Consider the following 14,463-nt stretch of genomic DNA (forward strand, 5'->3'; position numbering starts at 1 on the left):
GCAAAAGTGTTGCGTTGTATATCCTCAGAGATCCAAGGTTACCGCATACTGCAACGAAAATTAAGCTATCTAAGCTAAACGAACTAAACTTAGTGAATCGATCAGTGCGGTGGTGAAAAAGTTGTCTCGATTGTTGTTGATTGCGGTATTGATTTCTTGCTCCAGTCTTGGTTGTGAAATCACCGTACGATTTGAAAGTTATGCTATGCAAACAGTGCCAGATGAGGTGCCCACTAGTCATGGCTTAGATGTTGACTTCGCGAAAGCGTTGTTGCGTGAGGCAAATTGTCAACATCGCTTTGTCAGTGTGCCTTGGGGCCGGGGAATCCAACTACTCAAAAAAGGCAAAATCGATTTAATGTTAAGTGTGTCTAAGACGCCTGAACGTGAAGTTTATATCCACTTCATTGGACCTCAGCGCAATGAAAACATTGTGTTCGCAATGAATCGCCAGTTTCAGTATAACATTGATTCACTAGAAGCGTTGTTTCATTTGCCGTATCCCATCGTCATCCACAAGGGGGCTTTTTACGGCAAAGCCTTTGCAGAACGCCTTGAGCAGCGTAAAGAGCACGATACTCAATTTATTGCTATGCCGGATAATCAAACTAAGCTCAGCTTACTTAATACCGGTCGGCTGGCTGGTTTTTTAGAAGAAAAATACAATATTATGTATCAGCAAGAGCATAACCCAGAATTCAGCAATATCGTTATCAGCCCTTACATTATCCACCAAAACCCCGTGTACTTTGCTTTTAGCAAAGAGTCGGTTTCTGAGCGGCAGCTAAAGCTGTTTGAACAGGCTTTTGAACGTTTGAAAAGCTCAGGGAAACTGAAAGAAATCCTAAAAAAATATAAGTTAGATTGATAGTTTGTTAGACTAGCGCGGATTTTCTATTTAACAAACAGCAAGCGTATATGTCCCAAGACTCACTCAACCATATTGAAAAGCGCGCCGCCATTTCTCTGGCGTCCGTCTTCGCTTTCAGAATGCTCGGGTTATTCATGTTGATGCCTGTGCTCGCCATTTACGGTCAATCATTAGAGCACGTTTCCCCATTGTGGATCGGTTTAGCAATCGGGGCTTATGGATTAACACAAGCATTACTGCAAATACCAATGGGTTGGTTATCTGATAAATTCGGCCGTAAGCCAATAATTATCTCTGGTTTGTTGATTTTTGCTTTGGGCTCTGTGATTGCAGCGGTATCTGATTCGATTTATTGGGTTACGGCAGGTAGAGCATTACAAGGTGTTGGTGCGATTGCGAGTGCTCTATTAGCGTTGGCCGCTGATTTGAGTCGAGACGAGCAAAGACCCAAGGTAATGGCGGTGATTGGCATGTGTATCGGTCTAAGTTTTGCGATAGCGATGTTACTTGGGCCAATGATCGCAGCTTCGTTTGGGATTTCAGGTATTTTTTGGTTGACCGCCGTACTGGCACTGCTCGGGATTGCTATTGTAACTTTTGTGGTCCCTAGTGCGGTAAATAAGGCCCCTAAAGGGGAAACCTTGGCAAATATGGCGGATATTCGTCGTTTGCTCAAGCATCCACAATTATTGCGTTTAGATGTGGGAGTGATGATGCTACATTTAACTCTCACAACTATTTTTGTTGCGCTTCCAGGTCAGCTTATTTTGGATGGTCTTGATGCTGAGCAGCACTGGAAATTGTACATTCCAGTATTTTTGTTGGCATTTGTATTAATGGCGCCAATGATGATTATTGCCATTAGAAAGCAACGAGAAAAACAGGCATTTTTAATGTCAATAATGATGTTGGTGCTGAGTTCATTATTGCTGGTTATTTTTAATAACTCGGTATGGTGGATTGCGTTTGCCATGTTGGTGTATTTTGTTGCTTTCAATTTTCTAGAAGCAACAATGCCAGCGCTAGTATCTAGAATAGCGCCAGCTACCCAGAAAGGTTCTGCCATGGGAGTATTTTCATCAGGACAGTTTCTAGGTGCTTTCATTGGTGGGGCATTAGGAGGCTTGCTTGCTCAACACTTTTCCACCAATATGGTATTTGCTGCCACTGCCTTAATTGGGTTAATATGGTTGGCTGTCGCATGGAGGATGGAAGTGCCTCCAAAATGCAAGGTTATCAGTTTAGTCGCGGAAGTTGAAAATGACATTCAGGCGGAAAAGTTAGCTGATAAACTAGTGTCAATTGCAGGTGTAATAGAAGCGACGGTAGTGCGAGAAGAAAATCGCAGTTACCTGAAAGTAAACGATAAGATTTTTGATTTGGACCAAGCCAAACACGTATTAGGCTTGTCATAGTGTGAGGAGACAATGCCATGGCTCGTGGTGTTAATAAAGTAATTTTGGTTGGTAACTTAGGCCAAGATCCAGAAGTTCGTTACATGCCGAATGGCAATGGGGTAGCGAACATTAGTATCGCAACAACAGACAGTTGGAAAGATAAGAACACGGGTCAGCTGCAAGAGCGGACCGAGTGGCATCGCGTGGTACTATTTGGAAAGTTGGCTGAAGTGGCAGGCGAATATTTAAAGAAAGGTTCGCAAGTTTACATTGAAGGACGTCTACAAACTCGCAAGTGGACTGATCAAGGTGGTCAAGAACGTTACACCACCGAAATCGTTGTTGATATGGGTGGACAAATGCAAATGTTAGGTGGCCGCTCTGAGCAGCAAGGTGGTCAGCAAAGTTACGGTCAGCAAAGTTATAGCCAAGCGCCTCAACAGCAGCAGTACGGACAGCAACCTCAGTCACAACAGAGTGGTTTTGCGCCGCAACAACCTCAACAGGCACAGCACAGCCAACAATCGAGTGGTTATGGCAACCAACCGAGCCAGCAACAAGGTGGTGGCTATGGCAACCAACCTAGTCAGCAGCAAGGTGGCTTTGCACCACAACAAAAGCCTGCTTCAGGTGGTAGTACGAATCCAATGGAACCCCCCATTGATTTTGATGATGATATCCCGTTCTGAATGACATAAAGTAATTACTGTTAAACAATTATTAAGTTAGTCTAATTAACTAATTGGTTTTACAGAATAAAAATGAAAAGTTAAGCCCTTTAAGTGTGTCAACATTTGAAGGGCTTTTTAGTTTTATGTGACTTTGTGTTTTTATAAAATCGTATAACTTTAAAAGTTGTGAAGATAAAAGTTTGTAGCTACTCTTATTTTGTCAATAAGGGTGGTGCAATGAAAATAGAGCTAGTCACACACGAAACGGGCGAACAGATACCAATGATGCTGGATGATTCTGGTATGCCTGTTGTCTTACCTAATGAGTTTATTCTTGCCAGACGCTCCCTCAGCACAAATACATTGGTTCGGAATTTGAGAGAGCTTTCAGTGCTCTATCGCTGGCTGGATAAATCGAATTGTGACCTATCTACGAAATTGCTGGCTCAGAACTCATTCAACGAAGCAGAATTAAAAGGTGGCTTGGTCGAAGCGTTAAGAAATGATCAGGCCAATGGGCGTATAAGAGTAATAGCACCTAATACCTTCAATCAACGGTTAACGACTATCAGACAATTTATTAGTTGGTGCATGGACGTATTGATAAGTCAGTTGCCGTTGTCTTCCCTAGACTATGAACGTTTGAGAGAGCGAAAGTCATTTTTTCTAAAAATGCTGGATGGTAGCTTTATGTCTGCCACACCAATGAAAAAAAGCCTTCGTAAGGGGTTAAATGAGCTAGAGGTTGACTTCCTGCTTGCCGTGTTGCATCCCGATGCTGAGCAGGGATTTGGACGAGATCCTGCTGTAAAATTTAGAAATTATGTATCTGTTGGGCTGATGCTATTTTGTGGCTTAAGGCCAGGTGAGCTGCTTAGCCTCAGGGTAGAGGATGTCCAGGTTGGTGCGATTTCGGCGATAAAGGTTGAGCGTAGACCTGCGGACCCACTAGATGTAAGACGACCGAGACCTCAAATAAAGCGCAATGGTCGAGTCATCCCGATTGAGAATAGGCAGCTTGCATTTGCTTTGAATGAGTACATTGTTACTTGGCGTGAAGTGCTTGAAAGTAAAAGCCAAGACGAATCAGACTATTTAATCTTGAGTGATGAGGGTTCGCCTTTGTCGCAATCCTCAATTACACAGTTCTTTCAATTGTTGCGATCGCAATACGCAGACGATCTTCCTGAGAACTTAACGGCCAAGTCTCTCAGGCATACATTCTCATCCCGGCTTGAACGGGTGTTGCGTGCTTCAGGAATGGATGAGCAGCGCAGAAGGGAAGCCCTAGCCTTGCTTCGTGGCGATAGTAGTTTGGATTCACAAGATACTTACATAGCCCAGGCAGTGGAAGAACAGGCAATCAAGTCACTGAAGCGGTACCAGGCTGAAATAGTGTCAGGGAGGACGCCGGATTGAATACTAGATTATCGAAACCTCAGGCCGTCGAGCAGTCTTGGCCTGAGATAGAGAAGCTAATTACCCGTGAAGGAAAGGAAGTTGATATATCTGGTGATACTTGGAGATTGCCCTATTCTGCGAGGGATAATTCAACTCTGAATTTCACAAAGATAACTAACTCCGAAATCAGAGAAGCGTTCAAAGACCATGTTGCTGACCGACTTAAACGAATATCTACCCATGCTGGTTATGCTGCGTATCAGGATGTTTGGAGAGAAGTTCTGAGAAATTGGGGGAGCCCAGTATCTCAAGTTGATACAGAGTCGCACTTAATTGGTCTGTTTGAAACCGCTATCAATCGCGCCCGCTCACGAAAAAGGTTGTGGGTAATGTACAGGCCCATACAGTGGTACATTTGGAGCGCGGACAACAAGCCAGAATGTGGCTTTTCGGAAATTTATGCGCAAGAACTTGAGGCATTAGAGTTGCCAGGGAATCCGAAAGGTGAGGCTGTTCGGATGGAAGATCCCGAAAGTGGTCCGCTGCACAAGTCTCTTGAGCTACCTCTATTAATCAATGCACTTAAATCGGATGAGGGGCGATCATTAGAGTATTTGCAGCAGAGGGTTGTGGTTGCGCTCTCAATAGCATTTGGACGCAACCCAGCTAACTTAACTTTTCTGCATGAGTCTGATTTTGAATGTCTGGTTCCCGGAGGTGAGGACCCCTGCTACATCATTCGCATGCCGAGAATTAAAAAGCGATTTGTAAATCCAAGAGACGATCTTTTGGATGAATATCTCGATCCGCATTTTGGTGCCATGATTGAGCAGCTGATCGAAATCAGTAAGTTGGTACCGCTGAGCTTTGCAGATAGGGCCTTTGTGAATCCGGAAGAGCGACCATTGCTTATTAACAGGAATGGAAACAAATCGGCCATTTTATCCAAAGACATTGATAACGTATTTAATCTGACAAGCAGCGATATAGCGCGTTTGCTTAGTGCGTTCGTAAAACGTCACAACATTATCTCGCCGCTTACTGACGAGTTAATGCGCGTTACGCCAAGGCGGTTGCGCTATACCTTGGCAACTGGTTTAGCAGCTGAGGGAATCAGTAAGCGTGAGCTGGCCAGAATTCTGGATCATACCGATACCCAGCACGTGAATGTCTATTTTTAGATGGCTGGCAGAATAGTTGAGCACCTAGACAAAGCAACCGCGAAAGGCTTCTCGAAGTACCTTAATTTTTTCAAAGGCAGGCTAATCGATAGTGATGAAGATGCCGTCAATGGTGAGCGAGATGACAAGCACCTAACGTTTGTAGATGATCAAAACCCTGCCGATCAAGCAGATATTGGTGTATGTGGTGAATCCAGTGTCTGCCATCTTGATCCCCCTTACTCATGTTATTTGTGCCCCAAGTTTCAGCCATATCGTCATGCTGCTCATGAGCATGTCTTGGAGTGCCTGCTGGCCGGTCGCAAAGAGCGTTTAAAAAAGTACGAGAATGCGCGATTAGGCATACAGCTTGACGAGGTGATCGCTGCGGTCGCACAAGTGGCCAAACTCTGTGAGGAAGGGGGTCGCAATGTCTGATGGTCGCTCTAATCGCAAGGCCAAGGTCGTCCCTTTCCTCGATCGTCTGGAGCGTGACAGGAATGAAAACCTAAAATCTTTAATCGACAAAGCAAAGCTAATGAAGCTTGAAGGGTTTGAGTCGGTTGTTTGGGATGACCCCGAGTGGCAAGTCAATGCAGGGCGCCTAGTCAAGTTGACTGGTAAAAACACGAAATCAGCTTCTTTTGGTTTTCCGCTGTCACCGAGGCTGGGTTCTGAGCCACTAGTCGGTTGCTGGGAACTGGTTGCCAAAGCGTTGTTTGTTCTCAGGTTCCACAGAAAACATCAATCAGCACCGAATCAGCGCAATTTCATAACCGCGGTTGGATATGTCTCATTTGCAGCTAAACAGTTAGGGCAGGAGTTAGTTGGGCTTACGCCAGAGGCTCTGGATAATGCGTCCGGTTTAATCTCAAAACACTACAGTGAAACCACCGCCTACAACCTTCACAAGCATGTTGCAGAGTTCGCAGCGCATTGTGATTCGAATGGTCTATGTCGGGTTTTATTGCAGTACAAATACGCTAGGATGAGGCGGCCAGCGAGCACGGGAGGGATAAATCACAAAAGGTTGGATGATCCAGAGGTTCTGGAGACGAAGTCGGACAAGCTTGTCGATTCCTCTGTGTTTCGAGTCATTGGTGAACTCTACTTAAAAGTTCCCCAAGATCATAAGTATCGCTTCTATATTCTGATGTTGACACTACTTGCTTGCACAGGAAGACGATTCAGTGAGGTTTCACTATTACCCAATCAGCAGTTGTCTATTGATGAAGAGGGTAATGCCTATATCGAATTCTTTCCGCGAAAGGCAAGTCGTGGTGACGTTTTCACACCTAAGCGTAGACTTTACTTGCCGTCAGAAGTGACCACCATCGTCGGTGACGTGCTCGTTGAGTTAGTGGAAATTACATTTGAAGCGCGTTCAACAGCGGAAGAAATGTACAAAGTTGGTGGGCCTGATATTAGGTTTTTAGACGCCATACAGGAAGATAAAAAGCTATATACGGCTGATTTAACTGAATTTGGGATCAGTCATACCGTTTTGAGCAGCACTGGCTGGCTCAGGAAACAAAACCTCGCGTGGCCAGATCATAGTGCATTGAGTAAGCAGGGGGTAAAGCCTGCAAACCCTATTTATTACACTGACAAAAATGGGTTAGTTAAATACTGTCATCGCAACTTCTCGGATGCTTATCTGACAGTCATCCATACGGACCAATTTGGTAAAGAATACCACCTTAAAGATCTTTTATTTATCAGGCACTTGGGTCTTTCCAGTGGGAGCTACGCACACTGGCTTGCTACAAGTTGTAGCCAGTCTATGTTCACCACATTTCTCCGTTATTTCCCTGCTCTTGCTGCTGAATACGCTTCCAATAGTATCGAGGTAGATTTTACCAGTCACCACTTCCGCCACACGCTCAATACTTTACTTGATGAAGGTGGGTTAAGTGATCTTCTGCAAACCGAATGGTTTGGGCGAACCAATCCCAGGGACACCAAAGCCTATCAGCATACATCCCGCGAAAAACGTGCACTGATGCTCCGCGAAGATATCAAAAAAGGCTTGGTCGGTGGTCTATTGGCTGAGCAACTCAAAGTAGTTCCGGTAGAAGTACAGGATGCCATTCTTAAAGCACGCATTCAGGCTGTGCATGATGTCGGTACAGGTATCTGCGTCCACAACTTTTCTCAAACACCCTGCGAGCGCCATTTACAATGTTCGGCAGATTGTAAAGACTACGTGTGGGTCAAGGATGACAAGGGTAGGCTGGACGAGCAGAAGCGCCAATATGCCCTTACCGCATTGGCCCGAAAAAATGCTGAGAAACAATTAAGTAGTAACAAGCCCAAAAAGAGCGCTGATTGGATAGCTCATAACGATAAAAAACTCAAAACGCTGGCTGTGCAACTGGCTGATAACGGGGTGGAGCACTTTGATCCCGAACAATATTTAAACGAGGTAGAGCATGGTTAAGCGCTTCAGGCGCATGTCCGATAGTGACATCAATACAATCGTAGCTGATTTGGATCGCTGGGCACTTGGCGAGCTTGGAGCAAAACTCACCTGGGCTGTTCTAGAAGAACGTTTTGGCTTTAGTCGTCAGTCACTCCAAGCCAAATCTGAAATTAAAGCCGCTTATGACAATGCCAAACAAGCATTGTCGGGTGGCCTCGTGAAAACCAAAGCGCAGGCAACGAAAGAGGCGGAAGAGCTTCAGGTAGAGGTGGATCGCCTCAAAGCGGAACTAGAAGCCTACAAGAGAAAAGAAGCTCAATGGTTACGTCGCTGGCAACAAATCGCCTTCCACGTGCGGCAGAAAGGTATACAGATGGTCGGCGTTGATAAAGCCCCGTTAGAGGGAGCTGAGCTGCCTTCTAATACTGAAACTGCGAAAATCCTCCGGCCGTTTGACAAAGAAATTCCACCTTCAGGGAGAGTCTAGAACATCATGAATATTGATCGGGATGTTGTGTGGAAAAACATAAAGTTTTTAGTTGTACTGTTTAGACCTTCATTAGCGAAAGCGCTAAGCGTACCGTTGTTGTTGGCTGGTGTCGGTATCCTGAATCCTCCTTTATGGCTGGATATTCTAAATTGGTTTTTGAGCCACCAGAAAGTTCTTCCAGAATATAGTGGACCAATATCAACACCAATGTTTATAACCGGGTGGGTTTTAATTGGGTTAAGCCTATCGATTTATTTGATTGAGGTGTGGCTTCAAATTAAATCAATGCGGCAGGACAGTGAAAAGAAGCTACTGGATACAGTTAAAGATCATCCAAAACAAACAGCAGATTTGATAGTTGATAAAATGAGGGGCGCTGGTTTTGGAGCCCAGCATCTTCAAGATGAAAGGATAGAAGAGCTTACTAGCGAAATTACATTTCTGCGATTCTTCGGTTCTTTTCCTAAGGAAGAAAAAGCGACTGCTTTAGCAGAAAGCATTATTGATGGAGAGCTGTCCGGTGGCACACCACAAGCAAAAGCTAGAGCGTTAGCGCTACTTGCACGATATTTGTGCATAGGGGAAAGAGCCGAGTTAGCTGAAAAATGGTTGTCAAGCTCGAAAAAACTGTGTGAAACGGAAGAGGCGGTAATAGCGCAGGCCTTTATTGATGCTATTAAATCGAACAATGTAGATGCGGCTTCTGGTCTGCTCAAGGTAAGTAGCCCATCAAATTATGCCGCCTTCTTTATGATTAAAAAAACAGTAGACGGAATCAAAGCTGTTTTGGGCTGGTTTGAAAGTGCAGGATTAAGCCTTCACGATGTAGATAATGATGGAAAAGTCGTTTTGCTCTCTGTGTTGTTGACAGAGCATCAATGGGAAAAGGCTTTAAATGTAGTTCAAAAGATAGATGACGAATCCTTATCTATTTCACCAGCACTGGCGCAGCTTTCTGCGTTTACGTTCTTGGTAAATGCAATTAAGGCAGTTGAGCTCCGTGAGAGTGTATTGACTTATATCCCCTTAGCAGCAGATCGCTTTCCTTTGGCTGATGATTCTGAATCTATATTACTTAGAAATCGAGCTGTCGAGCTATTCAAGGTTTGCTCGGTTCGTGCACGACATCTGGGCGCTGAAGATGTAGCGAATATTTCGGATCAGTATGTACTGTGGTTACAACTTAGAAACAGTGAAACTCACGAACAGGCAATTGCTGAACTTCAGAGCTACTTCGTAAGTTACAATCAAAAAACGCTTGAATATTTGCCATTGGCATTTGCTTTTGGAATTGATATTGATTTTGAGTCTATTGAAAATGAGGTAAATAGACAGACAGCACTAGGTCCAGCGAATAACGCAATTATCGGTTTAGCACGGTTTGTATTGGCTCAGACACAAAAACCAATATCGGCAGCAGTGGATTATATCAGCCGCCATAGACATCAAATAGAAAGGAGCGTTAATTCTGTTGCAATCAGTATGCTAGAAATAGAGGCATTAGCGAAGTCAGGGTTGGTTGATGATGCACAACAGCTTTTAGATAAAGCCGGGGATTCAGGGGCGTCCGATGTCGAAGTCAGGAATTTGCAAAATATTATCGATTCAGCCAAGGGCGCAGACCCTGTTGCATTAGCAATAACCCAATATCAACAAAGTGAAGCTATAAGTGATCTTGCTCATTTGGTTAATTTGTTAGAAAGGAACAATCGAGGGGACAGATACTACTTATATTGCAGGGAGCTTTTTGACCGCACTGGTCAGGAATCTGATGCTATCAGAGTCTGTAACGCTGCTTCTTCGCTTGGGAAATTTTCTGAGCTTCATCAATTTCTGTCAGATAGGACGGATCTCGTCAAGAGAAGCGAGGGGCTACAAGCTCACTGGGCTTGGTGTCTATTTAGAAAGGGGGACTTAAGTGGTGCTCATGAACAGATTGCTCGATTAAAGCAGTCAAAATCACAACTACCTGATCTTAAATCGCTAGAAATTAACTTGTCTATATTCAGCGGTGATTGGGAATCGCTCAGCATTTTTGTGGAGGATAGTTGGAATAGCCGGGAGGAGCTAAACGCGAATGACCTCTTACAGGCTGCCCATTTAGCAAAAGCAATTTCTCCAAGGCGAGCAAAGCAAATACTTGAGTTCTGTACAGGAAAATATCGGGATGATCCTCAAGTGTTTGCATCATCATATTTCATTGCTACGACAATGGGCTCAGAGGACAATCAAGAAACATCGGCATGGCTTAATAAGGCAATAGTTCTCTCTAATGAAAATGGCCCATTACACAAGGCCTCTTTCGAAGACCTAAAAGATATGATATCCGAGTCTAGGGAGAAAAATGAAAGGGTCTATAAAGCCTATTTTGATGGTGATGCCCCCATTTTTACAGTAGCGGAACTATTGAACAGAACTATGTCTGATTTTTATCTTCTCCAGCCCTTAGAGAATAAAAATACGAAAGATATAAGGCGGAAAAGTGTAGTCCCGGTATTTCATGGTGCGAGGTCGGATCAGGTTATTGCTGGTGAGACAGTTGCTGTCGATGCTTCCAGTACTTTGGTGATGGAAAATTCAGGGGTACTAAACCTACTGTTTGATTGTTTTAAGAAAATCATTATCCCGCATTCTTTTATGCGATGGCTTTTTGAAGAGAAGCAGAAAGTTGCTTTTCATCAGCCTAGCCAAATTGAAAAGGCAAAGTATTTTGAACGGCTGGTTTCTGATGGCAAAATTTCTGTTTTTCACCCGAAAAAAATTAATAATCCTGAGCTGGCACTAGATGTAGGTGAAGAGCTTGCGTTTATGCTTGAGGAGGTGCGTGAGAATCCTGCGAATGAGTTGCAATCAGTAGTAGTGTGTTCCTACCCTGTGTATAAGGTCGGAGGTACCTTTAGGGAGGTAGAAGCTGATCTTTCTCCATTTCATCACTGTTTGACTTCATGTTCTCAATTAGTCAGAAAACTCAAAGAACTGGCCGTAATCACTGAATCTCAGTGTATTGAGGCCTTAAATTATCTTAACCAACATGAGAAAGAGTGGCCTGTCGAACTTGAAGTGGCCAATGGAGCACGATTATTTCTAGATTCACTGTCAATTACCTATCTGATTACAGTTGATATGCTTGATAGACTTAGCGATGCTGGATTTGAAGTGTATGTATTTAAGGGAGAGCGTGATAGGTATAGAGCGTTGATAAGTCACAGTTCAATTATCGAGTTGGAAGATTCGAAAATAGAGAATATAAGGAAATTATTTTCCAATGGGCTTACATCTGGGAAAGTTATGCTATCTGAAATGCCTTTAAATAGAGACCAAGTGGCAGCTTCTAATAATAATTTTGCCAAGCCAACAGAAGAGCTTTTTGAGGCACTTAAATTATGCGACTCAGCTTTGATAGATGACCGATTTATGAATAAGCATCGAGATATTGCATTTGATGGAAGAACCGCACCTATTTATACATCATTAGACTTTATTGAGACACTACACCATAAGGGACTTATCTCTCAAGAACAGAAGCTTGAAGCAAGGACATTACTCCGGGAGTTTGGATTAGCGTTTGTTGGCATTTCCGACGAAGAGCTTGAATATCACCTAAATCATTCAGTAATGTCAGATGGTGAGTTTAAGCCAACTAAACAGCTAAGAATGATAAGAGAAAATCTATTTTTGATCAGGATTAGTGGTTTGGTTCAACTCCCAAGAGATGCCCAGTGGCTCCATGAAACGATGAAGACGATTGCAAAAGCAATAAGAACTCAGTGGTCCGACGATATTCCTCCCGAAGTAAGTCGCGCTAGATCCTGCTGGTTGTATGAGCTTATGGGGTATAGGGAATGGGCCCAGTCTCATAAAATAAGGGGAAATGAAGGGATGGCCTATTTAGGCGAGGCTTTGGCGGTTCATTCTGTACTGATGCCGCCGGAGCATTTGTCAGACAAGCAAAATAATAGCTATAAAGCATGGTTGGATGAGTTTGTTTTGGAGCCCTTGAAGGACAATGATCCATGGAGTTTTAAGTATGTAATTGATTTGATGAAGCAGCAAATTAAAAGTATCGCTAATGATCCACTGGAGATAGATCAGGATGAGTAACTCGGACTCTATGCATGCTTATATTGTTTCTCACACTCTCAATTTATTCCCAAGTTCGGTGAGGTTGGAGCTACTATCAGATACTAAATTGTGCGAAGAGCTAGGGCTACGAACAGATGCGACTATTAGTTTTGGTGATAAAGAGTATGCCTTTGCTAGAAGAGCTCTTTTTCAGGCTATTCGCAGTGTTTTTGATAATATCGAGGAGGAATTTTCATTGGAAGATACTAATCATAATGTGTGGTTGTTACGGAATCTTCCCGGTGAACGTTCAGGCTTTTCTCTAACCAACGGGGATGTGCAGATTGTTAATGATAGTTTTTGGCCACTTTTGGGAGATATCGACAGACGGTTAAGCATATTTGAAACAGTTGCGAAAAATCGTTGGCTCTCGAAAGAGGACATTGAATACTGGAGAGCTGAGCTTTCGGCGGAGGTTGTCAGTGATGATGCTGTATCTGACTTGTTACTTGATTTGGATTTATCTCCAATCCGTATTAAGAAGTTACTAAAGAGTGAGTTTCAAAGACCGTCAAATAGCGCATCGACACTGGTTCCGAATGATATTCGTTATTATGAACGACTTGTCGGCAAGTATCGTGGCAGTAAAAATATTGAGGAGTTTTGTAACAATGAGTTTAAGCAATATTTCGACGGTAGAATAGAAAATGGACTGACTGATAATGAGCTATTGGTTTGTATGCATAAATCAATATCAAGAGTTGTTTCAACAGGGATCGTTGACGAAGCTTTGTATCAATCTCTCGCAAAGAGGGCAATTGAAACCTGTCATCCAATACTTTTGGTTTCTTGCCTTGAAATCGGTGTTTTGAAATTTGCCAATTCATTAGATACTACTCTTAAGGATCTTTTCGAGAGTATTTCATCTGTAAAAACACTGGAAAATCTACGTCTTCTTTGCTCTATGACTGTTTTTGTTGATGGAGAACTGGCGCGACTACAGATATTCAGAGGTAAGCCACCATTCTACAGGCGCCTCGCTTCTCTTGCCCAGTCAGCCTTAATTGTTGAAGCTGCATTGGAAGAAAGTGTTGCCTTTGACAAAGTAGAACAATGGGCTGCTCAACAGAGGGGGCTTTATTTTTACTGTCAAAGTTTTATTGATCTAATAGAAGAACCAAGATGGTTACCAACATACTTAACAGCAGAACAATTCATTAATGAGCTATATGGTCGGGTAAATATTGCATGTCAAGATGCTGCTAAGAATGAGGCGATTAAGTGTTTACAAGAAGAGCTTATGAGTGGTTCAAAATTCAATATGAATTGGTTTTTACCTGGGCCATTGGAAGGTAACTCTGTTCCAGCTGAAGTGCCCGGTGAAATATCGAATTTACTGGCTGAGCAAGTTAGTTGTGAGGTTTCATTAGCATCGTTTAGAGTTTTGATGAATTCTGCACTTTTCTGGAAAATTGATGAAAAACATTTAGAGCGTACAGTTTCACTATTAGAAAGTGCACAGCACAAATTAGCCGAAGCAAACGACAAGGACTCAGTTTATCAGGTACTTAATGGTTTGGCACAAGTTGCTTGTATGACTCGAAGTGAAAAGATTGCTTCTTCAGTTATGATCTTAAGCCGACTATATCGTGATTATATTGATGTAGATTCTGAGCCAGAAAACTATCTTTCATTAGGTTTAGTTGCAGCTGCTGCATTTGAAGATAAAAATAACTGGGCTGAATTTATAGGGCAATGGTGTACAGAATTGGCTTATCTATCAATTCGTGAAGACGCTATATTTAGAATAGAGGTAATGCTCGAAAGGCTTTGCATCCTGGAGCCTTATTTATATCACACCTGTTCCAAAGCCCTAGACGTATTTAAGATGCTGAGTAGGAAATGATTATTATTTGTACTAGTTGCGACTAGATCTGACACTTTTCGGATTTAGAGCACAACGCACCTTAACTTTCACATGTGAAAGTT

The 14,463-nt window shown here is 43.1% G+C and carries 10 protein-coding genes; all 10 read left to right on the top strand.

Annotated elements, in window-relative coordinates:
• Nucleotides 1–112 precede the first annotated feature (112 nt).
• Entirely contained in the window at nt 113–868 is a 756-nt protein-coding gene (locus tag ACSLBF_RS01555; protein WP_440054872.1) for a substrate-binding periplasmic protein, read from the top strand.
• A gap of 50 nt (nt 869–918) precedes the next feature.
• On the top strand, nt 919–2,286 hold the full coding sequence (locus ACSLBF_RS01560) for an MFS transporter (RefSeq protein WP_440054873.1): 1,368 nt from the start codon (nt 919–921) through the stop codon (nt 2,284–2,286).
• A 17-nt stretch (nt 2,287–2,303) separates the two neighbouring features.
• Nucleotides 2,304–2,957: a single-stranded DNA-binding protein gene (gene ssb / locus ACSLBF_RS01565; RefSeq protein WP_440054874.1), complete on the top strand. Its 654-nt coding sequence runs from the start codon at nt 2,304–2,306 to the stop codon at nt 2,955–2,957.
• A 219-nt stretch (nt 2,958–3,176) separates the two neighbouring features.
• Entirely contained in the window at nt 3,177–4,358 is a 1,182-nt protein-coding gene (locus tag ACSLBF_RS01570; protein ID WP_138363132.1) for a tyrosine-type recombinase/integrase, read from the top strand.
• Nucleotides 4,355–5,521, top strand: coding sequence for a hypothetical protein (locus ACSLBF_RS01575; protein WP_440054875.1), 1,167 nt, complete (start codon nt 4,355–4,357; stop codon nt 5,519–5,521). The genes ACSLBF_RS01570 and ACSLBF_RS01575 overlap by 4 nt, the downstream gene beginning before the upstream one ends.
• Nucleotides 5,522–5,938 (top strand): hypothetical protein, encoded by a 417-nt coding sequence (locus ACSLBF_RS01580; protein WP_440054876.1) that lies wholly within the window; start codon nt 5,522–5,524, stop codon nt 5,936–5,938.
• A complete protein-coding gene (locus tag ACSLBF_RS01585) occupies nt 5,931–7,940 on the top strand; it encodes a hypothetical protein (RefSeq protein WP_440054877.1) in 2,010 nt (669 codons plus the stop codon). The genes ACSLBF_RS01580 and ACSLBF_RS01585 overlap by 8 nt, the downstream gene beginning before the upstream one ends.
• Nucleotides 7,933–8,409 (top strand): protein kinase, encoded by a 477-nt coding sequence (locus tag ACSLBF_RS01590; protein ID WP_138363135.1) that lies wholly within the window; start codon nt 7,933–7,935, stop codon nt 8,407–8,409. The genes ACSLBF_RS01585 and ACSLBF_RS01590 overlap by 8 nt, the downstream gene beginning before the upstream one ends.
• A gap of 6 nt (nt 8,410–8,415) precedes the next feature.
• Entirely contained in the window at nt 8,416–12,513 is a 4,098-nt protein-coding gene (locus tag ACSLBF_RS01595) for an HTH domain-containing protein (RefSeq protein ID WP_440054878.1), read from the top strand.
• Nucleotides 12,506–14,380, top strand: coding sequence for a hypothetical protein (locus tag ACSLBF_RS01600; protein WP_440054879.1), 1,875 nt, complete (start codon nt 12,506–12,508; stop codon nt 14,378–14,380). Before ACSLBF_RS01595 ends, ACSLBF_RS01600 begins: the two co-directional genes overlap by 8 nt.
• Nucleotides 14,381–14,463: the final 83 nt, after the last annotated feature.

This window comes from Pseudoalteromonas sp. T1lg65 (assembly GCF_051930985.1).
Taxonomy (GTDB): domain Bacteria; phylum Pseudomonadota; class Gammaproteobacteria; order Enterobacterales; family Alteromonadaceae; genus Pseudoalteromonas.